Source organism: Pseudomonas sp. TJI-51, assembly GCF_000190455.2.
Classification (GTDB): domain Bacteria; phylum Pseudomonadota; class Gammaproteobacteria; order Pseudomonadales; family Pseudomonadaceae; genus Aquipseudomonas; species Aquipseudomonas juntendi.
Map to the genome: position 1 here is coordinate 14188 of NZ_AEWE02000053.1, position 25097 is coordinate 39284.

Genomic DNA, 25097 nt, shown 5'->3' on the forward strand with positions numbered 1-25097 from the left:
GGGCTGGGGCAGCCGCATGATGCTGCCGATGAAACTCTGCCCGGCTGGCGGGCGCATCATCAGTTGCAGTCATTCACTGGCCTTGAAGGTGGTCAGCTCGCCCTTGCGCCATTTGGCAACTTTGCCGGTTACCGCCTTCAGCAACTTGCCCAGGCCTTCCTGTATCTGCTGCTGCGCGGCGAATACCAACATGACCCCTTGGCCTTCGCGAAACACGATGCCCTCGCCTTCCGGCACGGAAACGAAAGCGTAATCACCCACGCCATAGACATTCAACTTGATTTCCCGAAAGCGCATTTCCAACTTGCCGCCCTCGCGGCTGGGCAATACGGCAGCGCGGAAATGGTCGCCAACTTTCAGTTCCAGGCGCTGTTTATCGTCTACCACCAACGCACTTTCTGTGTCGATTTCGGCCATGTACAGGCCTTCGGGATTCTGTTCGGTTACATAAATGAAGCGGCCCTGGAACAGTTGGGCCAATTTACCGCGCAAGTCGCCGAGGGCGAACAACGCATGGGTATCAAGTGTGCTGACTGCCAATGAAGTAATCCTCAACCGGTTACAACCCGCCCTCACCCAAGCTCGGGGAGGCACGGCCCTGTCTTATCGATAGGCGAAAAGAGTAATAAAGCGATATACGAAATGTCTGTGCCCGCCGACGATGCAGCGCGCAGGAAACTTTACTCTGGTTTGCCAGATTCGCCTTCAACCGAAGGCGTTTGGCCCATTCCCGGCACGGGAAACGTGATGCCTGAGATCACTCGCCAGAAAACACGGCCAGGGCGTGAGCCTGCAAGAAGGCAAACCCTGGTGCGCATTACTGTAGGACAAATATGCCCGAAAACACTGAAACCCGTCGAGAGGCAAACAACATTTTCAGGCGGCGAGCCCTTTCTTCAGTTGTTGCTGCCAGGCAGCCTGGCACTCCAACGCTTCCTCGCGCGTGGCAAAAGCGGTACCGCGCCGCTCACCGTTGACCAGCACCACCCAGCAGACAGGCCTGCCCAGTGCCTGCATTGTGGCGGGCACACTTGAACCGATCATCACGGCCACATCGACTCGGCTATGCATCATTCCCTCCGGAATTTAAGTAGCACCCTAACGATATAGCCATGATACGCCTGCGCCCAAGGATGAAACAGCGCCGCCCGGTACAGCTGTGTTACGCCTGCAGCAACAAAAACGGGGCGACAACAAACGCAAAAAGCCCCAGGGATCGCTCCGTGGGGCTCGGCACCGCGCGAGGGGTTACACCTGGCGCTGGTGGCGGTCGAGCTGCTCGTGGCGCTCTTGGGCTTCGATGCAGTATTTGGTGGTCGGGCTGATCAGCAGACGCTTCAGGCCGATGGGCTCACCGCTGTCGTCGCACCAGCCGAAGCTTTCGTCGGCAATACGGTCCAGGGCCATTTCCAGCTGAGGCAGCAGGCGCTGGTCGCGGTCGATGGCATTCACCAGCCAGCTGCGCTCTTCTTCGACCGAAGCCACGTCGGCTGGGTCCGACGGCGTGTCCAGGCCTTCGATGGTGGTGCGGCTGAGCTCGATGCGTTCATGGGTTTCGACTTTCATCGCCTGCAGCAGCTCAGTGAAGAAGGCGAGCTGGTCGGCGTTCATGTAGTCATCGGCCGACATGGCCAGCAACTGTTCCTTGGTCATCGATTTCTCTATGAAAAAATGTGCATTTGGGCGATTCAGGTGCCGCCGACGCCTCGGCATCGGCAACGGAATTCTTCAAGCGCCAATCGGCACTCTTTTACAGGGGGCGGCAGTCTAAGGCGCCACGTCGCGTGGAGCAACTGCAAAAGGCTGCGAATTTGCTTTCCGGCACCAGAATCCGCTGGTCGGTGTCGAGCTGGCAGCTGGGGCCAGTGCCCAGATGGGTTGCGCGCCGAGCGGGTCGGAGCCGCCCAGGCGCGAACAGTTGGTCACACACTTCAATCAACGGTCGTTGAACTGTGCCTCACGCTTGGCAATGAAAGCGGCCATGCCTTCTTTCTGGTCCTCGGTGGCGAAAGCCGCGTGGAATACACGGCGTTCAAACCGCACACCCTCGCTTAGGGTAACTTCAAACGCCCGGTTGACGCTTTCCTTCACCATCATGCTCACCGGAATCGACTTGCTGGCGATGGTCGCCGCAACTTTCAGTGCCTCCTCCACCAGGTCGGCCTGCGGCACGATCCGCGCCACCAGCCCGGCCCGCTCCGCCTCTTCAGCGCCCATCAGGCGACCGGTCAGGCACAGCTCCATCGCCTTGGCCTTGCCCACCGCCCGTGTCAGGCGCTGCGTGCCGCCCATGCCCGGCAGTACGCCAAGGTTGATTTCCGGTTGGCCGAATTTGGCATTGTCGGCGGCGAGGATGAAATCGCACATCATCGCCAGCTCACAGCCGCCGCCCAGGGCAAAGCCGGACACCGCAGCAATGATCGGTTTGCGGCGGTTGGCGATACGGTCGGCATCGCTGAACAGGTCATCGACGTAGATCTGCGGGTATTGCAGCTCGGCCATTTCCTTGATGTCGGCACCCGCGGCAAACGCCTTCGCCGAGCCGGTCAGCACCACGCAGCCAATATTGGCATCGCGCTCCAGCTGATCGAGGGCCTGGTTGATTTCGCCGACGATCTGCGCGTTCAGCGCGTTCAGCGCCTGCGGCCGGTTGAGGGTGATCAGGCCGACCTTGCCATGGATATCCAACAGGATGGTTTCGAATGCCATGCAATCTGCTCCTTCATAGGTTGCGCGCAATGACCATGCGCTGAATGTCGCTGGTGCCTTCGTAAATCTGGCAAACCCGAACGTCGCGGTAAATCCGCTCCAGGGGGAAGTCGCTCAGATAGCCATAACCGCCCAGGGTCTGCAAGGCGTGCGAACAGACCTTTTCGGCCATTTCCGAGGCAAACAGCTTGGCCATTGATGCTTCCACCAGGGCTGGGCGCCCGGCATCGCGTAGCGCAGCGGCGTGCAACACCATCTGCCGGGCCACCGCGATCTGGGTCGCCATATCAGCCAGGCGGAACGCCACCGCCTGGTGCTCGACCAACGCCTTGCCGAAGCTTTGCCGCTCGTTGGCGTACTCACGCGCCACTTCAAACGCGGCCCGGGCCATGCCCACCGCCTGGGAAGCAATACCGATACGGCCACCTTCAAGGTTGGCCAGGGCGATCTTGTAGCCCTCACCCTCGGCCCCCAGCCGGTTGGCCACCGGCACCCGCACATTGTCGAAGACGATCTGGCAGGTGTCGGAAGCATGCTGGCCGAGTTTGTCCTCTACCCGTGCCACCTGGTAGCCGGGTGAATCGGTGGGCACGATGAAGGCGCTGATGCCGCGCTTGCCGGCATCCGGGTCGGTTACGGCAAACACGATCACTACTCCGGCGTTCTGGCCGGAAGTGATGAATTGCTTACTGCCATTGAGCACGTAATGGTCGCCATCCAGACGGGCGCGGGTCTTCAGGCTGCTGGCGTCAGAACCCGCCTGGGGTTCGGTCAGGGCGAAACCACCGAGCATCGCGCCGCTGGCCAGCGGCGCCAGGAACTGCGCTTTCTGCTGCTCGCTGCCAAAGTGCAGGATCGGCACGCAGCCCACTGAGTTGTGTACGCTCATGATGGTCGAGCATGCGCCATCACCTGCAGCAATCTCCTCCAGGGCCATGGCATAGGCCACGTAGCCGGTGTCGCTGCCACCCCAGGCTTCCGGCACCAGCATGCCGAACAGGCCCAGCTCGGCCATTTCGTCGATCGCCTCCCTGGGGAAGCGGTGCGCCTTGTCCCACTGCTCTGCGAACGGCTTGAGGCGCTCCTGGGCGAAAGCACGGACCGCGTCGCAAATCTGTTGTTGCTCGTCAGTTACCAGCATGGTTCACCTCAGTACAGGCATTCGACCGCCATGGCCGTGGCTTCGCCACCACCGATGCAGATGGCCGCTATACCCCGGCGCAGGTTGTTCTGGCGCAGGGCCGACAGCAAGGTCACCAGGATGCGTGCCCCGGATGCCCCGATCGGGTGGCCGAGGGCACAGGCGCCACCGTGGATGTTGACCTTGTCATGGGGCAGGTCGAGGTGTTTCATGGCCGCCAGGGTGACCACGGCGAAGGCTTCGTTGACCTCGAACAGGTCGACCTCGGCCAGTTTCCAGCCCGTGCGCACAAGCAGCTTGTCGATAGCACCGATGGGCGCAGTGGGGAACAAGGCCGGGGTATCGGCGAAGGCCGAATGCCCGTGAATCACCGCCAAAGGCTTGAGCCCCCGCTTGTCGGCTTGGGAGCGGCGCATCAGCACCAGCGCCGCAGCCCCATCGGAGATCGAACTGGCGTTGGCCGCGGTCACCGTACCGCCTTCACGGAAGGCCGGCTTGAGCTGCGCAATCTTGTCCAGCCGCGCCTTCGGCGGCTGTTCGTCGTCCTTGATGACGCGCGTTTGCTTACCCTCGGTGACCTCCACCGGAATGATCTCGGCGGCAAAACGGCCACGCTTGATCGCGTCCTGGGCGCGGGTCAGCGAGGCGATGGCAAACTGGTCCTGGGCCTCGCGGCTGAAGCCGTTGGCCTGGGCACAGTCTTCAGCAAAGGTGCCCATCAGGCGGCCCTTGTCGTAGGCATCTTCCAGGCCATCCATGAACATGTGGTCGATGATCTTGCCATGGCCCATGCGGTAACCACCGCGGGCCTTGTCCAGCAGGTAGGGGGCGTTGGTCATGCTTTCCATGCCACCGGCCACCACCACCTCGGCGGTGCCGGCCAGCAGCAGGTCATGGGCCATGATCGCGGCCTGCATGCCCGAACCGCACATCTTGTTCAGGGTGGTGCAGGTGGTGTGCTTGTCCAACCCGGCACCCAGCGCCGCCTGACGCGCCGGGGCCTGGCCCTGGCCGGCCGGCAGGACGCAGCCGAACAGCACCTGCTCGACACTGGCGGCATCGATGCCGGCGCGCTCGACTGCGCCACGGATGGCGGCACTGCCCAGTTGCGGCGCGGTCAGGCTCTTGAGGTCGCCTTGCAGGCCGCCCATGGGCGTGCGCACGGCGCTGACGATCACAATCGGGTCATTGCTGAGGGTCATGGTCATCCTCCTTATTTAGCAGCCATGCGCAACGCACCGTCGAGGCGGATCACCTCACCGTTGAGCATGCTGTTCTCGATGATGTGCCGCGCCAGCGCGGCATATTCCTGCGGGCGGCCCAGGCGTGGCGGGAACGGCACCCCAGCGGCGAGGGAAGCGCGTACGTCTTCGCTCATGCCGGCCATCATCGGTGTTTCGAAGATGCCCGGGGCGATCGTCATCACACGGATACCGAAACGGGCCAGTTCGCGGGCTACCGGCAAGGTCAGGCTGGCGATGGCGCCCTTGGACGCGGCATAGGCCGCCTGGCCGATCTGGCCATCATACGCCGCGATGGAGGCGGTGTTGATGATCACGCCACGCTCGCCATCCTCGCCGGCAACGCCTTCAGCCATGGCGGCGGCAGCCAGGCGCAGCAGGTTGAAGCTGCCGACCAGGTTGACGTTGATCACCTTGGCGAAGCTGGCCAGGCCATGCGGCCCCTGTTTGCCCAGCACTTTCTCGGCGCCTACGATACCGGCGCAGTTGATCAGCCCGTGGAGGCTACCGAACGCACTGACGGTTGCATCGACTGCTGCCTGGGCAGCCTGCTCGTCGCTGATGTCCGCCACCGCGAAACAGGCATGCTCGCCCAGTTCACGCGCCTTGGCCTCAACGGCCTGGGCATTGAGGTCAACCAGCATGACCTTGGCACCCGCCTCCACCAGCATCTGCGCTGTGGCAGCGCCCAGCCCGGATGCTGCGCCGCTGACGATGAAGTGTTTGTTCGCTATTTGCATGGTCGGTTTTCCTTTCAGGCGCTGGCAGGGGTGGCCTGCTGCGCTTGTTGTTTGGCGACTTCCTGATTGCGTAGGATGAAGCGTTGCAGCTTGCCGCTCGGGGTCTTGGGCAGGTCGCTGACGAATTCGATTTCGCGGGGGTAGGCGTGCGCGTACAGGCGCTGACGCACATGCTGACGCAGTGCCTCTTCAAGTTCGGCATTGCCGTGATAGCCGCTGGCCAACACCACGAACGCCTTGATCAACTCGGTGCGCTCCGGATCCGGCTTGCCGATCACCGCAGCCTCGATCACTGCCGGGTGTTCGATCAACGCGCTTTCCACGTCGAAAGGGCCAACACGGTAACCAGAGGTGGTGATCACATCGTCACTACGCCCGACGAAGCTGATGCTGCCGTTGCGGTTCAACTCGACGGTATCGCCGCTCAGGTAGTACTTGCCGACGAAGGCCTTGGTCGGCAAACCCTGGTAGCCAGCGAACCAGCATAGCGGCGACCGCTCGCGGTCGACCGCGAGAATGCCCGGCTCGCCGGCCGGCAGCTCGCGCCCCTGCTCGTCCAGCACCACGATCCGATGGCCCGGGATGGCGAAGCCGGCCGAGCCCGGGTGCACCGGGTGCTGCAGGCCATGATGGTTGCACAGCACCATGCCCAGTTCGGTCTGCCCGTAGTGGTCGTGGATGGTCACCCCCAATTCGTCGGCAAACCAGCGAATCACTTCCGGGTTCAGCGGCTCACCGGCACTGCTGACAACGCGCAGGCGGCCTTTGATCGGTGCCGCGAAGGCATCGCCGGCCGCGATCAGCAAACGGTAAGCGGTGGGCGAGCCGGCCAGGTTGGTGATGCCCAGCGTTTCGATCACCCGCACACAGCTTTCGACACTGAACGGGCCATCGTAGAAGGTGGTGGCATGCCCCAGGGACAGCGGCCCGGTGACGGCGTAGTACAAGCCATAGGCCCAGCCGGGGTCGGCCAGGTTCCAGAAGTTGTCTTCGCGGCGCAGGTCGATGGCATCGCGCATGTAGCCCTGGAAGGCGACGATGGCACGCAACGGTACTTCCAGCGGCTTGGCCGGGCCGGTGGTACCGGACGTGAACATCAGCAGGAACGGGTCGTCGCCCGAGCGCATCACAGGCTCGCATTCAGGCGCGGCGCCGGCCAGGCACTGCTGGAAATCCAGTTCGCCACTGCGGGCGTTCACCGTGATGACCGTCGGGCAGGCGTGTACATCGTCCAGCTTGCCCCGGTTGACGCTGTCTGTGACAACGACACGGGCGCGGGACTGTTCAAGACGGTGCTCGATGGCCTTGGGCCCGAAGGCGGTGAACAAGGGCTGGTACACCGCTCCGATGCGCCAGGTGGCCAGGATGCTGACCAGCAACTCGGGGGTGCGTGGCAACAGCCCCGCCACCCTATCGCCCGCCTGCACACCTTGCGCCTTGAGCACATTGGCGAACCGGGCGGCCAGCATTTGCAATTGCTCGAAGCTGTAACGGGCAGTCTGGCCATCGCGATCGACATGCAGCAGTGCCACCTTGCCACCGCCCACGTGGCGGTCACAGCACTCGACACACGCGTTAAGGGTTTCTAGGTTGCCGTGCAGTGCCCCAGCTACGGTATTGCCAAGCTCGAACAGGCGAACAGCCTCGGCGTAATCACGCATCGTCGGACTCCTGGTTTGTTGTTTTTGGAGTTAACCATCGGTCCGACGATGTTCGCGCCGCGCGTCACCCGCGGCAATGGCCAAAGCTGTCAATCTGGGTGACCGGTTTGGCCGTGCGCAGGCAGTGCAATGCGCTCGCGCGCTACCCTACGACGGGTCAAGCCCTGTTCAGACGTTCCCGGGTCAAGCGCAGGGCCAAGGCTTCCAGCGCCTCCTGGCGGTTGCGCATCAGCGTTCGGGCCTGGGCATCGTAGGCACCACTGCCCAACTGCTGCATACGCTCTTCCAGCGCCTCCATGGCCTGCTCGAATTGCTGCTGGATCAGGGCGAAGTCCTGTGGGTGTTCGACGCGCAACACGTCAATCCAGAAATCCCGCTGGCTGATGTAGCGCGTGATGTCTTCACTCGCCTCCCCTGCCAGCACTGCATTGCAGGCACGCTCCAGGTCGGCTTCAGAGACCACGGCCAACGCACCGAACAGCATGTACCGTGGCTGGCCTATCAGGTTCAAGCGTTCAGCCAGCCCTGTGCGGTAGGCCAGGCTGACCTCGACTTCCTCTTCGGCATGATCGCCGCGTTGCCAACGGCCATCCGCGTAGCGGCTGTTGATGTCCGCCCTGGCCAGTGCCAGTACGGTGTCAAGGCGGTACAGGCGCCGTGCCAGCAACAGCCGCGCATCACCGGTAGCCACAGGCTCACCGCCTTGGGTGGCGTGCAGCACCTGGTACCGGACCTCCAGGTTGCTGAAGCAATTGGCGAGATTGTCGGCGCAGGCACGTGGCTCGTCGGCCAGCGCGAACAAGGCTTCGCGCAGGTCCCGGTCCACCGACAGCGCCTCGACCAGGGTCCACACCCTGGCGCCCAGTTGTTCAGGCGCAAGGCGGAACTCGGCACTCTGGGTCATCCCCACCAGCAGTTCGAAGAACGCATCACTGCCCGGTTCGCTGCGCAAGGCCCGCCACTGCTCGCGGCATCGGGCCTGGTCAGCCTCTGCGCGCGTACCCAGCCATGCGTGCATGGCCTGCTCTTCTGCACCTTCGCCAAGCATGAGCGAGACGGGCACGATTTCAGGTGCATACAGTTGCTCGCGCAACGCAGTGGGCAGCGCGTTGCCTTCCACGTCCACGACTTGCCTCACCGACGCCGGGGCGTCGAGCAATGCCTGAGGCAGCTCGGCAATCTGGTTGTCGCGCAGATCGGCATACTCCAGGCGCGCGCACCATTGCAGGCCTGAAGGCATGCTGGTCAGCCCGGTACGCCGCAAGCGCAGCCGCTGCAGCCGGCGCAGCCCAGACACATCCAACTGTAGAGCGCCCAGCGGGTTGTCGTTCAGGTCCAGCCGGCGCAAATTGACGCAGCGCAACAACGCAGCCACCTGCCCGGCGCTGGGGCGGATGCGGTTGTTGCGCAGTATCAGCTGGTTCAGCTCGGGCATCCCTTCAAGGCCCTCGGGTAGCTCACGCAAGGCATTGTCGCTCAGGTCGAGCGTGCGCAGGTGCCGGAAGCAGCTCAGGAAACCAGGGGGCAGCGCAGGAACGTGCAAACCTGCCAGTGTCAGTTCTGCCACATGGCCAAAGCTGCTGCCCTGCGGCAACGTCGGCAACTCCCCTACCGCCATGTCAGCCACGTGCAGCCGCAGGCCGACCGGGTTGTTTTGCGCATCGAACACCCGCTCACCTTCCAGCCGCCAGGCGCGAAGCAATGCAGAGGCCAACCGCCGGCGCGCATGCCGGGCCGGGCCCATGACGCGGAACATCCAGCGCTGCAGCTCTTCGTTAAGGCGCCGGAATTCCTGTTCCTGCAACAACAGGCTGTCGAAGGGCGAGCCGTCGATCTCCACCATGATCCCCAGGTAACGATCGACATCGTCATCACTGAACGACGGGTAAAGCCCACGCAGGCGGTTGCGCAACATCTGCTCGATTGACGATGCGGAAGGTAGCCTGCTGGCGCCGCCGCCGAGCAGGTAACCCAGGCGCCCGTCAGGCAAGCGTCGCATCGAGGTGCCCAGCGCCCGCGCTTCACGCCACCCAAGCAGCTTCAGCAGGTCCGAGGAACGCTCGGGTATCGCGCCTTGCAGGGCCAGGCGCAAGCTGTCGGCAGCAGACACTCCTGTGGTACCCAGGCGCTGGCGAGACGCGCTCGGCAGGCACGCCGCCAGGACCTCGAACAGCCCAGCGGGTTCTGCCACCTCCCGTTCGGCAGGCAGGCCCTGTTCGTCATACAGGGTAAAGGCCCCGTCGCGCCAGACCATGACCAGCGTCTGCTGGCTGCCCGCCTGGGGCAGCAACCGTTCCTGCAAAGGGCCGAACACTGAGCGGTCCCGCAACTCAAGGTTGAGCGTGCTTTGCGCAAACCCCTGCCGACGCAGCAGGGCAAACGCCAGCGCGACCGCATCGGGGTGATAGCTGCAGCGCAGGTAGAACGCCTCGCGCGCCCTTGTCAGGCGGGCCAGTTGCAACGAGGCACGGGCCTGTTGCGCCAAGCCCAGGGGGACCCGGCCGGTGCGTTCCATCTGCGCCCGCATGGCATCGCTGGCGTGGCTCAGCACGTCGAGCGTGTAGGCGTGCGGCAAGCCGGGATAGTCGCGCGTCAGCAGGCTTTGCAAATTGTCTGCACCGAGGTGGCAACACGAGAAGTACTCGAACATCCCTTCGCGCAGGCTCTGCGCATGCAACGCGATCTGCGCGAGCTGGGCAGGCAGCGTATCCGCGTCGATATCCAGCTCATGCACGCACCACTGCAACAGCTCGGTATCGTTCACGGTGGTATCGAGCTGCTGGAAAAACGTCGCGATCCTGGCATCCACCGCAAACCGCTCGAGGGTGTCGCGCAACTGAACCGGAAGGGGCCGCTCCTCAACCAGCAAACCGCGCAGAAAAACCTCGTCGACATCGGCCACTTTCAGTATCTGCGTCAATCGCTCTGGGGCAAGTGACTGTGCGGCCGGCCACAATCGCGCCAGCAGACGTGCAGTGCCCTGCCACTCCAATGGCCGTTCGGTCACCAGGCGCCAGGCGCGCTCGCCATTGGTTTGCAAGGCTGGCCCGTAAACATCGGGACCCTCCCGGTGCAACAACCGCCAGGTACCGTTGCGATCCTCGCGCACGCTGTACAATGCCTCATCGCAACGCCACCAATGGCCGCTGCCATCGGTCAACAGACCGTTCTCCAGCGTGGTCAATGGCGCTGCTGGCAGCGCCTGGCGGTAAGGGGCCAGGTCATCGTGCCACAAGCGTGCCTGGCCCGCCTCGTTGGTCACCGGGTGCAGTTGCCCGACAAAGGCGCTGTGCAAGGCATAGGCCCCGCCAAGCACAGCGCCGTTGACCGCCAGCGAGGTGGCCACCTGAATCATGTGCTGCAAGGCTTCGTGCTGATGGCCCTGGCTCCAGTCACTGAAACCTTCGAACACCTGCCCCAGCAGTTGCCTAGCCATGTCGGCCATCAACAGCGTGCCAACCACCGGCACGAACAACCCGGCCAGGTTGAGCAACACCTCGCCGACGCCCTCCAGGGCACGCAACCGCTCAGCCGCAGCATCGCTATCGGCCTGTTCGGTGGGCACCGCCAGGTATTGGGCATCGGCCTTGATGCGCTGAATGTGCCAGGCGGCCATCTGCTCGAAGATGGGCGTCGACGTCGAGAGCCTGCGCGGTTGCAGATCAGGCTCGTCGTCTTGCAGGCGTGTGGCGAGCAACGCCTGGTAACCGGCACGCTCGCTGAGCGCAATCCGCCGTGCAAACGCGCTGCGGTAATGGGGAGCAGCCATTGCCGCGACCAATGCGCGGTTGGCGGTGGGCCAATCAGGGTAGTACTGCAGTGGCCGAGCCTGATCATCTGGCAGGTACAACAGCACCCCCTTGAGTAGCAGCAACCTCCCTGTCCCACCGACGGCAATCGACCACGAGTCGAGCAATTCGATGACCAAGGCGCCGTCCACCCGGCAACCCAGCACCTGCAGCCCGCCCACCCGTACATAATGGCTGCCCGGGTGCGTAGGGGTGTCGCCACGACCCAGTTGGCGCAGCATGCGCACTTCATTGATCTTGAGCTGCCCCTTGAGGGTGGCAATTTCTGTAGCCAGCGCCAGTTCCAGGCGCTTGTCCAAGGCCAGGTCGCGTTCGAAGGCCGCGTTCATGATCGCTGCCAGATGCCCCTGGTAGGCCTTGCCGACATCGGCTTCCCGGCAAGCGGCCACGACCGCGTCGATAGTTGCAGGCAGGGCTTGCTCTTCACGCTCGGGCGCAATGGGCGGCCGTACCAGCGCGGTCTGCTCGAAGAACGACTCCCTAGGCTTGAAGTTCTGTAACAGCTTTTCCAGCGCAGGCACCCTGACGAAGTACGATTCGAACTGGCGGATGCCGCCAAGGTCCACACGCAGGCGCCGGCGCTCCTCACGCCAGGTCAGCCGATCGAGCGGTACACCAAGGCCCAGGGCGCCGTTCAGGCGTGCCTCGGCAAACGCCATCAGTGGCTGCAGGTGTTCGGTAGCACTGCTGAGTGTGCGCTGGCTGGCAAGGTGCGCATCCAGTGCAGACTGCAGCGCAGCAAGGCCAACAGGGCTGGCCTTGCTTAGCCAGGCAGGCAAGCGGTTGGCAATGAAGCGCTCTACCGGGTGTTGGAGCCAGGGTTGTACAGGTTGCGAGGGCATGTCAGTGTTCCTTGACGGGGATCATGACCCCCGACTGTGCCGCCTTCGCCAGCGGCGATGGCAGCAGGAAACGATCGCCTGCCGCCAACGCCCGGCAGTCACCCCGAAGCGCGCTCAGTCCTGCTGCCCGACCCCATGGGCAGGTCCATCGCCTCGCGGGTCAAACGCAACAGCAACGCCTCGATCGCCGCCTTGCGCTCTTCCGCCAGCCTGTCGAAATCGCGCAGGTAGGCGCCTTCATTGGCCGCCTCCGCGCCCAGCTCCTCCATGCGGCCCCAGAAAGGCGCTTCCACGGCATTGAACGCTGCTGGTTGTTCGCGCCGCAGGTACTCCTGCCAGAAATCACGTTGCGCGATGAAGCGGGGCAACTGCTCGGTAGCCTCCGCTTCACGCACCGTTGCAGCCGCTGCAGCCAGTTGCTGCCGGCTGACCGCGGCGATGGTCTCGAACTGCATCGTTCTCGGTTGCCCTGGCAGGTCCAGCTCTTCAGCCAGGCCGGTGCGATACGCCAGGCTGACCTCGACTTCATCGACATGCTGCCCTTGCGCCAGGCGCGCCTTCACATCCTCTCGGGCCAGGCGCTCCACCTGTTCCAGACGAAACAGCTGCCTCGCCACACGCAAACGGGTGAGCCGTGCGGCCACGGGTTCAGCCTGTTGCAATGACTGGCGCAGATACAAGCGCACTTCCAAGGCACTGAAACAGCTCGCGACGCTGTCGGCACAGGTTCGCGGGTCGGCAGCCAGGTTGAACAGTTCTTCGCGCAACACCGTGTCGTTCTGCATCGCCTCCAGCATGCGCCACACACGCCGCCCCAGGTCATCGGGAATGACCTGATAATCGCGCGTGTCGGTCAGCTCCGTCAGCAACCGGAAGAACGCATCGCTGCCTTCTTCACGCTGAACGCCATCCCACCGGGCCTCACTGAAACCCCGCTGCGGTGCCGCGACCAACGCCAGCCAACGCTCGCGTGCGGTGGCGATGGCCAGCAAAGGCTCGTCAACGGCAGCCTCCACTGCGCCTGCGGCCAGCATGCGCTGCCTGACGGCATTCGACAGCGGGTTACCCGATAACTGCACCGCCAGCCGCAACGCCTCAGGCGCTTCCAGCAGCGGCTCTGGCAGTGCACCGATATGGTTGTCGCGCAAATCCGCGAGCTCCAGCAACCGGCAGCGGTGCAACTGCGCAGGTACCGTCTGCAAGTTGGCGCCGCGCATGTGCAGCTCGCGCAGGCGCCCCAAGGTGTCCAACTGCAGCGCAATGGCGCCTAGGGGGTTGTGATTCAGATCGAGGACACGCAGGCGCGTCAGGCTGCCGAGGGTTGCAACACCCGCCGCCGTCATGCGGATCTGGTTGCCCGCCAGGCTGAGGTTGGTCAGGTGCGACAGGTCCCTGAGCTCGGCAGGCACCTCGCTCAGGCGATTGCCACTCATGTTCAACCAGCGCAGTTGGGTGAAACAGCGCAGGAAGCTGGCCGGCACATGCTCCACGGCCAGGTCGCTGAGTATCAGTTCAGCAAGATGGTTGAAATCGGTGCCTGCGGGCAGCTCCGGCAGGCTGCGCAAGGGTACGCCCGTCAGGCTCAGGCGCATGCCCTGAGACTCGCCGTGCTGGTCGACGATCCGCTCGCCGATCAGGCGCCAGCTGCGTCGCAGTTCGCCTGCAGCAGACAGCCGCGCCGCCTGGCTGGCACTGTTGCGAGTACCCTCCACCCACCGTGTCAACGCGTCGCTGAACCTGCGGTACTGTTGTTCCTGCAGCAACAGATTGCAGAACGCCGAACCTGGCCGCTCCAGCAGCAGCTCCAGAAAGGTCTCCACTTCCTCTTCATTGAAACCTGGATAGAGGCTTCGAATGCGGGTACGCAACACGCGCTGGCTGAAGTTTCCCGCTGCGCCCCTGCCGCTGAGCACGTAGCCGACCCGACCATCGGGCAGGCGCCGAACAGGGTTTGGCGGCACGCCAACGTCGCTGACACCCAGTAATTTCAACAGCGCAGCACGCCCCTGCGGTAGCCAGCGTTGCAGGGCCAGGCGCAGTGCACTGCGCGCCTGGTCGCCCTGCCAACCCAGGCGTTGCCTGTCTGCCGTGGGCAGGCAGGCCAGCAGCGCTTCGTAGAATTCAAGCGGCCGCTGCGCGCTGGCCTGTAGCTCGGTACCGGCCACGTCATACAGGCGGTAGTGGCCCTCCTGCCGGACCATCACCACGTTGGCGGCGGTTTGTTCCGGCCCAGGCAGTTGCGCCAGCCGACGCCCCGCAAGCGACCCCTCACGCAGCTCCACCTGCGCTGTTGCCGGCCACTTGGCGTGCTCGCGCAACAGGCAGAACACCAACTCGTCCAGGCCGGGGTGATGGCTGCCAGCCAGAAACAGCCCTTCACGCATGCGCGTCAGCCTGGCCACCTGCAACAGCTCGCGGGCCTGCTGCGCCACCGCCAACGGCAGGCGCGCCTGGGTGCGCAGGATGACCCGCTGCTCGGTCGAGATATGCCGCAGAACCTCCAACACGTAGGCGTCTGGTAAGCCCGGAAAATCGCGGCGTATGAGCCAGGCCTGGGCGTCTGCCTCCAGATAGCGGCAGCCCAGGTAGTCCAGCAGCCGCGGGCGCAGGCTGGCCGCATGCCGGGTAACCTGCACCACCTGCTCATCCCGCGGCAGCGCTTGCAGGCCAAGGGCGTCCAGGCACCATTGCCACAGCTGACTGTCCGCACTGCCGACCTGGGCGAAGAAACGCTCGATTCTTTCACCTGCAGCAAAGCGCTCCAACGTGTCACGTAACACAACCGGCATCGGACGCTTCTCCACCAGCAAGCCACGCAAATGCTCCTCGGATACGTCGGCAACCCTGAGCACCTGCGCAACGCGCGCCGAGCCCAATGATGATGATGCAGGCCACAGGCGCTGCAGCAGCCTCTGGGCGCCTTGCCATTCCAGCGGCCGTTCGCTGGCCAGTTGCCAGGAGGCTTCAGCGTTCCACTCCAGGGCAGGGCCGAAGGCCGTGTCATCGGTGACGTCCTGCAAGCGCCAAGGGCCATGCTCACCCTGCGCCCGTACCCGCCAGTAGCTACCGTCGTGGTACCACCAGTGCCGAACCCCATCGCTCAGCAGGCCATTGTCCAGTTCGCGCAGCGTTCCGCTCGGCCGCGCGCTCTGGTAACGCGTCAGGTCGTTCGACCAGAGCCGTTGCTGCCCTGCATCGTTGGTGACGGGCTCCAGGCCATCGACAAAAGTGCTGCGCACGAAGCCACGCGCCACCACCGTGGCGCCGCCGGCAACCGCGGCCGTTACCGCCAGGTTCTCCGCCACCCCCAGCAAATGCTCGATAGCCTCATGCTGATGGCCCAGGCTCCAGTGCCTGGCCCCTTCGTAAACCTCCGACAAGGTCTGCACGACCATGTCGGCAAGCAGCAATGCGCCAACCGTCGGCACGAACAACCCCGCCAGGTTGAGCAGTGCCAGCCCTGCCGACGCCAACGCGTGCTCACGTGCCAGCGTCTGGCTGGAATCGGCATCAGCGGTGGGCACCGCCAGGAACCGCGCATCCTCGCGAATCCGTTGCAACTGCTGTAACGCCAGGCCTTCGAACCGTCCCTGCGGCAAGTTGGCGAAGGTCGGCTCCAGGTCAGGTTCATCATCGGCCAGCCGCTTGGCCAGGGTGGCGACGAACCTTGCCCGCTCATGCAAGGCAATGCGTTCCACCAGCGCCGCATACCGAGCGGGATCCTTGAACATCTCGACCAGCTCGAAGTTCACCACACGCCAGGAAACCAAGTGCCGGAAGGCAGCGTGGGCATCGTCCGACAGCACCAGTTGCACACTGCCGGCATACCGCTGGTTGTGGTTGGCAACCTCAACCACCAGTGCCCCGTGCACCGTGCAACCCAGCACCTGCAACGGGCCGCAGCGCACGGTGCGGCCGTTTGAAAGGGCAGTTCTGCGGCCTGCCACTATATCGCGCACTATCTGTACATCCTCTGCCGGCAGAAGCCCGCGTGTGGCGGCTATCTCCAGTTGCAAGGCCAAGGTTCGGCGCAGGCTGGTGGCCAGTGTTTGCTCAAAGGCAGGGGTGAACAACCGGGCCAGGTGTTCCTGGTAGCGTGCGCCCACATCGGTACTGCGGCAGGCCTCTACAATCCGTGCCGCATCATCGAGGGCCACCCGTTCCGGCACGTCGGTAGCGGGGTCTGCGGGGTATACCAGTGCCGTCTCCAGATAAAAGGATTCGCCGCTGGCAAAGTTTTGCATCAACCTCTGCAACGCCGGCACCCTCACGAAGTAGGACTCATCCGTGGGCAATTTTCCTGGCTCGACCTTGAACCTGCGCCGCTGCTCGCGCCATTCCAAGCGGTCAAGATCCAGCAGCGCGCCGCCTTCCCGGTGAAGGCCCTGCGTCAGCAAGCGGCGGGCAAACGCATCGATCGGCTGCAACTGCCGGAGTACAGCCGACATTTCAGCCTGGCTTGTGAGGTAGGCGCTATAGGCATCGCGCAGCGCCATGATTTGTGAGGCGCTGGCCCGCCTCAACCAATCAGGCAGTATCTGGCTGATGAAATCATCCGTCGCGCGTTCGAGCTTGGGGTGCAGGGGTGCCTGTGGCATGAAGGGGTGCTCCTTTGGCTGGAAACCCCCGACGCTGACGCATTGGCGCTGTGTGCAGCAGACGGAATCAGTTGCCAGCGTGGCGAGCCTGGACCACCGCGCGATATTGCCCCGGGTTGCAGCCAAACCACTTGCGAAAGGCCTTGTAGAACGAACTGGCATCGGCAAAACCCAGCCGTTCGGCAACTTCGCCCATGGTTGGCTCGGCGCCGACCAGCCAGGTGGTGGCAAGCTCGCGCCGCACACTGTCCTTGAGCCCCTGGTAGGTCTGCCCCTCTTCGGCCAGGCGCCTGCGCAGCGTAGAAGCAGACAGGCACAGCGTTTGCGCCAGGTGCTCCAGCGCTGGCCATTGTGCAGGTGCCTGGCGCAGCAGATCGGTACGAATGCGCCGCGCCAGGCTGGACGGGTCACGGTAACGCACCAGGATGTTGGCGGGCGCTTCGGCAAGAAAACGCTGCAATTCCTGCTCGCTGCGCCGCACTGCCAGGCCAAGGCAATCGGCGGGGATGATCATGCGCGTACGCGGGCGGCCGAACTGCAGGCTTTCGGAAAACATCACCCGGTAATCATCACAGAACGGTGGCTCGGCGCAGCGCAGGTCGATCGCTAGGATGGGGATGCGCCGCCCGGCCAGCCAGCAGGCCACGCCATGCACGATCATCCAGAAGGTGAAGTAGGTGAAGGCACGGCGCGGCTCCGCGCGCGGTTCGTTGATAACGATCTCGGCCAGGCCCGGTTGGCGCACCAGGCACGGCTGCAGGTCTTCGAGCATCAGTGCCAGAAAGCCCAGGGCCGTTTCCAGGCCCTGCCCCAGGGTTGGCTGAGCCATGCTCGCACGGCACATGAACGCCAGGCTGCCAGTGCGCAGCCCGCGAGGGTCCATGGCAAAGAACTCGTCATTGCAGCGCCGGGCCAGCAAGCGCCACAGGCGCGCATAGGATTGCGCGGCAACGCGCGCCTCGGGCAGCTCGAGGCAACTGGCATCGATGCCGGCACGCGCCAGCAGGGCGGCATTGGCTTCGCCCGCTGGGCAGGTCTGCATCAGCGCCTCACGCACCAGTTGCATGGAGATCGTATCTTTCGTGCTCATCGGTTGTTCCGGGCCCAGTCACCGGCCATCTTAGGCCGCTGGCGCGAAAACACCAGCCCTTGGGCACACCGCGCAACTGCCATGGCCGGCCGTCACTGCGGCAATTGCACCTGTGGCTTGGCCTCGGCGAAGATCGCCCAGCTGGACATGAACAGCGCCGCGATCAACGGCCCGATAACGAAGCCGTTGAGCCCGAACACCGTCAACCCACCCAATGTGGATACCAGGATCAGGTAGTCCGGCATGCGCGTGTCCTTGCCTACCAGAATCGGCCGGAGCAGGTTATCCACCAGGCCGATCACCAGCACCCCGAACGCGGTCAGGATGATGCCCGGCAATATCGCCCCGGTCAGCAGGAAGTAGACGGCCACGGGTGCCCAGACAATGCCCGCGCCCACCGCCGGCAGCAGCGACAGCAACGCCATCAGCACCCCCCAGACCAAGGCACTGGGAATATCCAGCACCCAGAAAATGAAGCCCCCCAATGCACCTTGGGTCACGGCCACCAGCACGTTGCCCTTGACCGTGGCCCGCACCACGCGGTTGAACTTCAGTTGCAAGCGGCGTTTCTGGTGCTCGGGCAGCGGCACTGCCAGGCGCACACGGCGGGCCACATCGGCGCCTTCACGCAGGAAGAAGAACAGCAGGTACATCATGATGCCAAAGCCGATCAGGAACTCGAACGTACCCTGGCCAAAGCTGAAGGCCTGGCTGGCCAGCACCTGGCTGCCCTGGGTCGCCCACTTGGTGATCTTGTCGCGCAAACCATCGAGGTTGCCCACGCCCAGGTGGTCCAGCCCGTTTTGCGCGAACGCCGGCAGCATGTCCTTGCCCCGTTCGACGTAACCGGCAATGTCCAGTTGCCCGCTTTCGATCCGCTGGTACAGGGTCGCGCCTTCCTGCACCAGCAGCAGGCTGGTGATGATCACCGGCAGCACCGCCACCAGCAGGCAGATCATGGTCGTGGTGATCGCTGCCAGGTTGCGCCGGCGACCAAAACGCATCACCAGGTTGCGCTGCAGCGGGGCAAACAGGATAGCCAGCACAACCGCCCAGAATATCGCGCCGTAGTACGGCAGCAGGATCCACACGAAAGCGATGGTCACTAGCGCCAGGAGTACCGCGAGGGCTTTGTTCTGTAGGGCAGTTTCGTTCATTGCAGGTCCTCGAATGGCGTATGCGATATTAGTTCGCGCCGCTTGGCCAAAAGTGCCGCTACATCCGTTGATATATATCAAAACATGCACCAGCCCCGTGCCTTAGCATCCGCGCCCTTTGCCCCGGTGCGCACCATGACCCTGATCAGCAAGCCCGAACTCCTGGCCCCTGCCGGCACCCTCAAGACCATGCGCTATGCCTTTGCCTATGGCGCCGACGCGGTCTATGCCGGCCAGCCGCGCTACAGCTTGCGGGTGCGCAACAACGAGTTCGACCACACCAACCTGGCACTGGGCATTGCCCAGGCCCACGCGCTGGGCAAGCGCTTCTACGTCGTGGTCAACATCGCCCCGCACAACGCCAAGCTGAAGACATTCCTCAAGGACCTGGCACCGGTGATCGCCATGGCGCCGGACGCGCTGATCATGTCCGACCCCGGTTTGATCATGCTGGTGCGCCAGCATTTTCCGGACATGCCGGTGCACCTGTCGGTACAGGCCAACACGGTAAACTGGGCCAGCGTGCAGTTCTGGCAAGGCATGGGCCTTGGCCGGGTGATCCTGTCACGCGAGTTGTCACTGGAAGAAATCGGCGAAATCCGCCAACAGGTGCCGGGCATGGAGCTGGAAGTGTTCGTGCATGGCGCCCTGTGCATGGCCTACTCCGGCCGCTGCCTGTTGTCGGGTTACCTCAACAAGCGTGATGCCAACCAGGGCACCTGCACCAACGCCTGCCGCTGGAAGTACGATGCCACGCCCGCCACCGAGAACGCCGTGGGCGACATCGTTCGCCAAGTGCAGCCCACCCTGGGCCTGGGCGCCCCTACCGACCAGGTGTTCCTGCTTCAGGAAAGCAACCGCCCCGGTAGCGAAATGCCGGCGTTCGAAGATGAGCACGGTACCTACATCATGAATGCCAAGGACCTACGCGCCATCCAGCACGTGGAACGCCTGGTCGGCATGGGCGTGCATTCGCTGAAGATCGAGGGCCGCACCAAGTCGCATTTCTACTGCGCCCGCGCCGTGCAGGCGTACCGCCAGGCAATCGATGACGCAGTGGCCGGGCGCCCCTTCGACCGCGCGCTGATGGACAACCTGGAGTCGCTGGCACAACGGGGCTACACCGAAGGTTTTCTGCGCCGCCACGTGCACGACGAGTACCAGAACTACCAGCGTGGCAACTCGGTGTCCGAGCGCCAGCAGTTCGTTGGCGAGCTGACCGGGGTGCGCGTCGACGGCCTGGCCGAGGTCAAGGTGAAGAACCGCTTCAGAGTGGGCGACCACCTCGAGCTGATGACCCCGCGCGGCAACTACCATTTCGACTTGCAGCGCCTGTGCAACGGTCAGCGGCAGGCCATCGAGATCGCGCCGGGTGATGGCCACGTGGTCTACCTGCCGATTCCGGAACAGGTCGCCCTCGACCACGCGTTGCTGATGCGTGACCTTGCCCCCGAAGCAGCCACCCGCTGAGAATCCTGTACTATGGACCGGTTTGCTCTGAAGGAGTGTTGCGACATGCTGCGTAAACATCTGTTGACCCTGGGCCTGCTGGCCATGAGCGGCCTGGCCCAGGCTGGCGACACCATCGACGTGTACCGCGACCCCAACTGCGGCTGCTGCAAGGCCTGGATCAGCCACCTGCGCGATAACGGTTTCACCGTCAACGACCATGTCGAACCGAACATGAGCGCGGTCAAGCAGCGCCTGGGCGTGGCCCCACGCCTGGCTTCGTGCCATACCGGTGTGATCGACGGCAAGTTCGTCGAAGGCCACGTGCCGGCCGAACAGGTACGCCTGTTGAGCCAGCGCAACGACCTCAAGGGCCTGGCCGTGCCGGGCATGCCGATGGGCTCACCGGGCATGGAAATGGGCGACCACAAGGATGCCTACCAAGTGATCGGGGTGACCCAGGGCGGCCAGGACACCGTGGTCGCCAACTACTGATGCTCGGCCTGTGGGCGCTGTTTTTCAGTGCCTTTGGCGCCGCCACCCTGCTGCCGCTGCAATCGGAAGCCGTGCTGGTCGGGCTGTTGCTGGGCCAGCCCGAGGCCTGGGCCACCCTGCTGCTGGTCGCCACCTTGGGCAACGTGCTCGGTTCGGTGGTGAACTGGCTGTTGGGCCGGGCCATCGAGCACCTGCGCGACAAGCGCTGGTTCCCCTTCAGCACCGCGCAGTTGGCGCGTGCGCAGCAGCGCTACCAGCGCTGGGGACAATGGTCGCTGCTGCTCAGCTGGATGCCGGTGATTGGCGACCCCTTGACGCTGATTGCCGGGATCATGCGTGAACCGTTCTGGCGCTTCCTGCTGCTGGTGAGCGTGGCCAAAGCAGGGCGCTATGCAGTGCTCACCATGATCACCCTGGGCTGGTTTCACGCTCGGTAACACCTTTCGCCCTCCCCTTGGTCCATGGGCTGTTACAGTGCTTTTTTCCTACAAGGTTCTACAGGGAGTTCCCCCATGCTGCGCGCAACAGCTCTGGCCTTGGCGTGCCTGGCCGGCGGTTCGGCCGTCGCTGCCGAATCGCCCACCTTCGGCCCCCAGCTCGAAGGTTTCCGCTACCCGCATCCGCTCCAGCATTTCGACTTCAAGTCCCAGGGCCAGGCCCTGCAGATGGGCTACATGGACGTGCCTGCACAAGGCCAGGCCAACGGCCACAGCGTGGTGTTGATGCACGGCAAGAACTTCTGCGCCGCTACCTGGGAAACCACCATCGAGGCGCTTAGCAAGGCCGGCTACCGAGTGATCGCCGTCGACCAGGTCGGCTTCTGCACGTCCAGCAAACCGGCGCACTATCAGTACAGCTTCCAGCAGCTGGCAGACAATACCCATGCCCTGCTGGAGCGCCTGGGGGTCAAGCGTGCCAGCGTGCTCGGCCACTCAACAGGCGGCATGCTCGCCACCCGCTACGCGTTGATGTACCCGCAACAGGTCGAGCGGCTGGCGATGGTCAACCCGATCGGCCTGGAAGACTGGAAGGCGCTTGGCGTGCCCTACCGTACCGTGGACCAGTGGTATGCCCGCGAGCTGAAGCTCAATGCCGAGGGTGTACGAGAATATGAGCGCAAAACGTATTACGCGGGCCGCTGGAAGCCGGAATACGAGCGCTGGGTGCAGATGCTGGTGGGGCTCAACCAGGGCCCCGGGCATGAAGCGGTGGCGTGGAACTCGGCATTGATCTACGACATGATTTTCACCCAGCCGGTGTACCACGAGTTCAAGGACCTGCAGATGCCCACCTTGCTGTTGATCGGCGACAAGGACAGCACGGCGATCGGCAGTGATATCGCGCCGCCGCAGGTCAAGGCCAGGCTGGGCAAGTACGCCGAACTGGGGCCGCAGGTGACCAAGCTGATCCCCAAGGGTGAGCTGATCACCTTCGAAGGCATGGGGCACGCGCCGCAGATCGAAGAGCCGGTCAGGTTCAACCGCACGCTGATCGAATGGTTGGGGCGCTGAGCGGCTGTCGGGCTTAGCCCCCTCCAAACCGCTGCAGTTGCATCTCCCGTAGCCGGCTCAGGGTGCGTTGAAAAGGGAACGCCAGGTAACCTTGGGTGTAGAGGGCATCCAGCGGTACGTGCGCTTCCAGGTACAATGCCACCCGGCGGTCATAACACTCGTCGACCAGGGCAATGAACCGGCGCACCGCGTCGTCGTTGGGCGACAAGGCGGGTAGCTGGCGATCGCCCGCCGCTACCCGCAGCGCCGCATCCTCGGTGCCACGGGCAATGCGCCCCGCCCGCTGTTCACCGCCCAGCGCCGGCACTGCCGATACCAGAATGGCTGCAAAACGGTCGCACAAAGCCATGAAATCCACGGCTGCCAGGGGTTGCTCGCACAGGTCGGCAAAACGGCACCAGATGGCGTGGTCATTGCGGCGCACCACCTGGACTTGCCGGGTGCCGATCGGCAACGGCCGGTCGGTGCCGCCATCGTCCGGGCCAAGCTGGCGGAACACCTCGCCCAGCCGGCTGGCCTGCCCCGCCTCTACCACCCAGTAGCGCTGCTGCGCTGCGCCGGGGTGCAGACGGTGATCCTGGCCGCCAGCCACCGGCAGCACCTGCATGTGGCGCTGGATTGCGGCGATAGCCGGCAGGAAGCGCTCGCGGTTGAAACCGTCGCGGTACAGTTGCTCGGGTGGCTGATTGGACGTGGCGACAACCACCACGCCCTCGTCGAACAGCACCTGGAACAGCCGGCCAAGAATGATCGCATCGCCAATGTCATTGACGAACAGTTCGTCGAAGCACAACACCCGAATCTGGCCGGCGAGCTCCCGGGCCAGCGCTTGCAATGGGTCGGCAGTGCCGTTCAGCTGGAACAGGCGCTGGTGCACCCACGCCATGAAATGGTGGAAATGCTGGCGTCGGCTGGGCACGCTCAGGCAGCGATGGAACTGGTCCATCAGCCAGGTCTTGCCACGGCCGACCGGCCCCCATAGGTAAATACCCTGGGCCGGGCGGCCCTGTTCAAGGGCCTGAAAACAGCCCTGCAAGGCGTCAACGGCGCGCGCCTGGGCAGGGTCGGCGACATAGCCCTGGGTCGCCAGGGCTTGCTGGTAAAGGAATTGCGGGGTCATGGCCATGCCGCATTCTACACGGCCTAGGGCGCGCCAGGTTCAGGGCTCCTTGCTCAGGCCGACCTTGAGCAGCGCGCCATCCTTGTCATCGGTGAGTACGTACACATACCCATCCGGCCCCACCCGTACATCGCGGATGCGCGCTTTCAGATCACCGAGCAGGCGCTCTTCATGCACCACCTTGTCACCCTTCAATTGCAAGCGGATCAGTTCCTGCGTGGCCAGCGCACCAATGAACAGGTTGTGGTCCCACGCCTTGAAGGTGGGGCTGTCGTAGAACGCCATCCCGCTGATGCCCGGCGACTTCTCCCAGACATGGTGTGGGTCGACCATACCCTTGACATGCTTGCCCTTGGCCTCGGGAATCGGCATCAGCGAATAATTGATGCCATGGGTGGCGACCGGCCAACCGTAGTTCTTGCCGGCCTCGGGAATGTTGATTTCATCACCACCGCGCGGGCCGTGTTCGTGGGTCCACAGCTTGCCAGTCCAGGGGTTGAGCGCAGCACCTTGCTGGTTGCGGTGGCCATACGACCAGATTTCCGGCCGCACATTGTCCCTGCCGACAAACGGGTTGTCCTTGGGCACCTTGCCATCCGGCCAGATTCGCACCACCTTGCCCTGCAGTTTGTCCAGGTCCTGCGCGGTAGCGCGCTGGTTGTTCTCGCCCAGGGCGATGAACAGGTAGCCATCACGGTCGAACACAAGCCGCGAGCCAAAGTGGTTACCCACCGACAGCTTGGGCTGCTGGCGGAAGATCACGTTGAAGTTCTCCAGCCGAGCGCGGTCTTCGGACAATTGCCCGCGGCCGACCGCCGTGCCGGCCTTGCCATCACTGCCCTCCTCGGCGAAGGACAGGTAGACAGTGCGGTCTTTGGCGAAGTCTGGCGACAACGCCACATCCAGCAGGCCACCCTGGCCCTCGGCCCACACTTTCGGCACGCCATTGATGGGCGGGCCGACCTTGCCCTCGGCGTTGACCAGGCGCAGGTTGCCGGCACGCTCGGTGACCAGCATGTCCTTGCCACCCGGCAGGAAAGCCAGTGCCCATGGGTTGCGCAGGCCATCGGCCACGGTGCTGACGGTCAGGCTGCCTTCTTCACTGGGAAACTGCTGTTCGGACGCGGCCTGGGCCAGCAGGGGCAGCAGCGCAGCGGCGGTCAGGGTGGCTAGCCAGGGTGCTCGGAGCATGCACAATTCCTTTCAAGTGGGTTTATGGCGCACGCGGGTTGTCGCGCGCTGGCCGGGACGGTTCCAGGTTCGGGGTTTGCTGCTGGCGACGCAGGTTATCGCCATTGCCGATGCCGCGGTTGTCCAGCGTGGGCACACGCTGTTGCGGCTCGGTAGACGGGCCGCGCACCGGCGGGGTGGCCGGCAGGCTGCCTTGGCGGCTGTTGGGGTTGGCGCGCTGAATCGGGCTGTTGTACGGGTTGCGGTAGTCGGCAGCTAGCTGCAACGGTGGCTGCGGAGCCGCGTGCACGGGCAGGCACAAGGCCAGGCCAAGGGCCAGCGTGGGCAATGTCGGACTCATGCT

The 25097-nt window shown here is 64.1% G+C and carries 19 protein-coding genes; 4 read left to right on the forward strand and 15 right to left on the reverse strand.

Annotation, left to right across the window (positions count from 1 at the left end):
- Nucleotides 1–69: 69 nt before the first annotated feature.
- The 12 genes from G1E_RS12135 to G1E_RS12190 all read right to left on the reverse strand — a co-directional run bounded on the left by G1E_RS12135 (nucleotide 70) and on the right by G1E_RS12190 (nucleotide 18988).
- Nucleotides 70–540, reverse strand: coding sequence for a hypothetical protein (locus G1E_RS12135; protein WP_033744322.1), 471 nt, complete (start codon nucleotides 538–540; stop codon nucleotides 70–72).
- Nucleotides 541–876: 336 nt separating this feature from the next.
- On the reverse strand, nucleotides 877–1071 hold the full coding sequence (locus tag G1E_RS12140) for a hypothetical protein (RefSeq protein ID WP_009684174.1): 195 nt from the start codon (nucleotides 1069–1071) through the stop codon (nucleotides 877–879).
- 177 nt (nucleotides 1072–1248) lie between these two features.
- Nucleotides 1249–1653: a TraR/DksA family transcriptional regulator gene (locus G1E_RS12145; protein ID WP_003250099.1), complete on the reverse strand. Its 405-nt coding sequence runs from the start codon at nucleotides 1651–1653 to the stop codon at nucleotides 1249–1251.
- Nucleotides 1654–1935: 282 nt separating this feature from the next.
- Nucleotides 1936–2709: an enoyl-CoA hydratase gene (locus tag G1E_RS12150; protein WP_009684175.1), complete on the reverse strand. Its 774-nt coding sequence runs from the start codon at nucleotides 2707–2709 to the stop codon at nucleotides 1936–1938.
- A 13-nt stretch (nucleotides 2710–2722) separates the two neighbouring features.
- Nucleotides 2723–3850 (reverse strand): acyl-CoA dehydrogenase, encoded by a 1128-nt coding sequence (locus G1E_RS12155; RefSeq protein ID WP_009684176.1) that lies wholly within the window; start codon nucleotides 3848–3850, stop codon nucleotides 2723–2725.
- Between the two features lie 8 nt (nucleotides 3851–3858).
- On the reverse strand, nucleotides 3859–5052 hold the full coding sequence (locus G1E_RS12160; RefSeq protein ID WP_009684177.1) for an acetyl-CoA C-acyltransferase: 1194 nt from the start codon (nucleotides 5050–5052) through the stop codon (nucleotides 3859–3861).
- 11 nt (nucleotides 5053–5063) lie between these two features.
- Nucleotides 5064–5831, reverse strand: a complete 768-nt coding sequence (locus tag G1E_RS12165) for an SDR family NAD(P)-dependent oxidoreductase (protein WP_009684178.1) — start codon at nucleotides 5829–5831, stop codon at nucleotides 5064–5066.
- Nucleotides 5832–5845: 14 nt separating this feature from the next.
- Nucleotides 5846–7492 (reverse strand): AMP-binding protein, encoded by a 1647-nt coding sequence (locus G1E_RS12170; RefSeq protein ID WP_009684179.1) that lies wholly within the window; start codon nucleotides 7490–7492, stop codon nucleotides 5846–5848.
- Between the two features lie 157 nt (nucleotides 7493–7649).
- Entirely contained in the window at nucleotides 7650–12143 is a 4494-nt protein-coding gene (locus G1E_RS12175) for an NEL-type E3 ubiquitin ligase domain-containing protein (protein ID WP_009684180.1), read from the reverse strand.
- A 98-nt stretch (nucleotides 12144–12241) separates the two neighbouring features.
- Entirely contained in the window at nucleotides 12242–16741 is a 4500-nt protein-coding gene (locus G1E_RS12180) for an NEL-type E3 ubiquitin ligase domain-containing protein (RefSeq protein ID WP_047149843.1), read from the reverse strand.
- A gap of 67 nt (nucleotides 16742–16808) precedes the next feature.
- A complete protein-coding gene (locus G1E_RS12185; RefSeq protein WP_009684184.1) occupies nucleotides 16809–17831 on the reverse strand; it encodes an AraC family transcriptional regulator in 1023 nt (340 codons plus the stop codon).
- A gap of 92 nt (nucleotides 17832–17923) precedes the next feature.
- Nucleotides 17924–18988 (reverse strand): AI-2E family transporter, encoded by a 1065-nt coding sequence (locus tag G1E_RS12190; protein WP_009684185.1) that lies wholly within the window; start codon nucleotides 18986–18988, stop codon nucleotides 17924–17926.
- A gap of 135 nt (nucleotides 18989–19123) precedes the next feature.
- Here G1E_RS12190 and yegQ point away from each other — a divergent pair, with 135 nt between their 5' ends.
- From yegQ to G1E_RS12210, 4 genes are all read left to right on the forward strand, one after another.
- Complete coding sequence (yegQ, locus tag G1E_RS12195; protein ID WP_009684186.1) at nucleotides 19124–20458, forward strand: tRNA 5-hydroxyuridine modification protein YegQ; 1335 nt, start codon at nucleotides 19124–19126, stop codon at nucleotides 20456–20458.
- A gap of 45 nt (nucleotides 20459–20503) precedes the next feature.
- Nucleotides 20504–20932 carry a DUF411 domain-containing protein gene (locus G1E_RS12200; RefSeq protein ID WP_009684187.1) on the forward strand — a complete coding sequence of 143 codons (429 nt, stop codon included), beginning with the start codon at nucleotides 20504–20506 and terminating at the stop codon, nucleotides 20930–20932.
- Nucleotides 20932–21369, forward strand: coding sequence for a YqaA family protein (locus G1E_RS12205; RefSeq protein WP_009684188.1), 438 nt, complete (start codon nucleotides 20932–20934; stop codon nucleotides 21367–21369). Before G1E_RS12200 ends, G1E_RS12205 begins: the two co-directional genes overlap by 1 nt.
- 75 nt (nucleotides 21370–21444) lie before the next feature.
- Nucleotides 21445–22443: an alpha/beta fold hydrolase gene (locus tag G1E_RS12210; protein WP_009684189.1), complete on the forward strand. Its 999-nt coding sequence runs from the start codon at nucleotides 21445–21447 to the stop codon at nucleotides 22441–22443.
- Nucleotides 22444–22456: 13 nt separating this feature from the next.
- Here the strand turns inward: G1E_RS12210 and zapE are convergent, their stop codons facing one another.
- The 3 genes from zapE to G1E_RS12225 are packed head-to-tail and all read right to left on the reverse strand — an operon-like array spanning nucleotide 22457 to nucleotide 25094.
- Nucleotides 22457–23569 carry a cell division protein ZapE gene (gene zapE / locus G1E_RS12215; RefSeq protein WP_009684190.1) on the reverse strand — a complete coding sequence of 371 codons (1113 nt, stop codon included), beginning with the start codon at nucleotides 23567–23569 and terminating at the stop codon, nucleotides 22457–22459.
- 33 nt (nucleotides 23570–23602) lie between these two features.
- Complete coding sequence (locus tag G1E_RS12220; RefSeq protein ID WP_009684191.1) at nucleotides 23603–24754, reverse strand: PQQ-dependent sugar dehydrogenase; 1152 nt, start codon at nucleotides 24752–24754, stop codon at nucleotides 23603–23605.
- Nucleotides 24755–24776: 22 nt separating this feature from the next.
- Nucleotides 24777–25094, reverse strand: coding sequence for a hypothetical protein (locus G1E_RS12225; RefSeq protein ID WP_009684192.1), 318 nt, complete (start codon nucleotides 25092–25094; stop codon nucleotides 24777–24779).
- Nucleotides 25095–25097: the final 3 nt, after the last annotated feature.

Excerpts from the sequence above, each read along its gene's own strand:
- G1E_RS12140 (WP_009684174.1), bottom strand. The coding sequence starts at position 1,071 with ATGCATAGCCGAGTCGATGTGGCCGTGATGATCGGTTCAAGTGTGCCC.
- G1E_RS12145 (WP_003250099.1), bottom strand. The coding sequence starts at position 1,653 with ATGACCAAGGAACAGTTGCTGGCCATGTCGGCCGATGACTACATGAAC.
- G1E_RS12150 (WP_009684175.1), bottom strand. The coding sequence starts at position 2,709 with ATGGCATTCGAAACCATCCTGTTGGATATCCATGGCAAGGTCGGCCTG.
- G1E_RS12155 (WP_009684176.1), bottom strand. The coding sequence starts at position 3,850 with ATGCTGGTAACTGACGAGCAACAACAGATTTGCGACGCGGTCCGTGCT.
- G1E_RS12160 (WP_009684177.1), bottom strand. The coding sequence starts at position 5,052 with ATGACCCTCAGCAATGACCCGATTGTGATCGTCAGCGCCGTGCGCACG.
- G1E_RS12165 (WP_009684178.1), bottom strand. The coding sequence starts at position 5,831 with ATGCAAATAGCGAACAAACACTTCATCGTCAGCGGCGCAGCATCCGGG.
- G1E_RS12170 (WP_009684179.1), bottom strand. The coding sequence starts at position 7,492 with ATGCGTGATTACGCCGAGGCTGTTCGCCTGTTCGAGCTTGGCAATACC.
- G1E_RS12175 (WP_009684180.1), bottom strand. The coding sequence starts at position 12,143 with ATGCCCTCGCAACCTGTACAACCCTGGCTCCAACACCCGGTAGAGCGC.
- G1E_RS12180 (WP_047149843.1), bottom strand. The coding sequence starts at position 16,741 with ATGCCACAGGCACCCCTGCACCCCAAGCTCGAACGCGCGACGGATGAT.
- G1E_RS12185 (WP_009684184.1), bottom strand. The coding sequence starts at position 17,831 with ATGAGCACGAAAGATACGATCTCCATGCAACTGGTGCGTGAGGCGCTG.
- G1E_RS12190 (WP_009684185.1), bottom strand. The coding sequence starts at position 18,988 with ATGAACGAAACTGCCCTACAGAACAAAGCCCTCGCGGTACTCCTGGCG.
- yegQ (WP_009684186.1), top strand. The coding sequence starts at position 19,124 with ATGACCCTGATCAGCAAGCCCGAACTCCTGGCCCCTGCCGGCACCCTC.
- G1E_RS12200 (WP_009684187.1), top strand. The coding sequence starts at position 20,504 with ATGCTGCGTAAACATCTGTTGACCCTGGGCCTGCTGGCCATGAGCGGC.
- G1E_RS12205 (WP_009684188.1), top strand. The coding sequence starts at position 20,932 with ATGCTCGGCCTGTGGGCGCTGTTTTTCAGTGCCTTTGGCGCCGCCACC.
- G1E_RS12210 (WP_009684189.1), top strand. The coding sequence starts at position 21,445 with ATGCTGCGCGCAACAGCTCTGGCCTTGGCGTGCCTGGCCGGCGGTTCG.
- zapE (WP_009684190.1), bottom strand. The coding sequence starts at position 23,569 with ATGGCCATGACCCCGCAATTCCTTTACCAGCAAGCCCTGGCGACCCAG.
- G1E_RS12220 (WP_009684191.1), bottom strand. The coding sequence starts at position 24,754 with ATGCTCCGAGCACCCTGGCTAGCCACCCTGACCGCCGCTGCGCTGCTG.
- G1E_RS12225 (WP_009684192.1), bottom strand. The coding sequence starts at position 25,094 with ATGAGTCCGACATTGCCCACGCTGGCCCTTGGCCTGGCCTTGTGCCTG.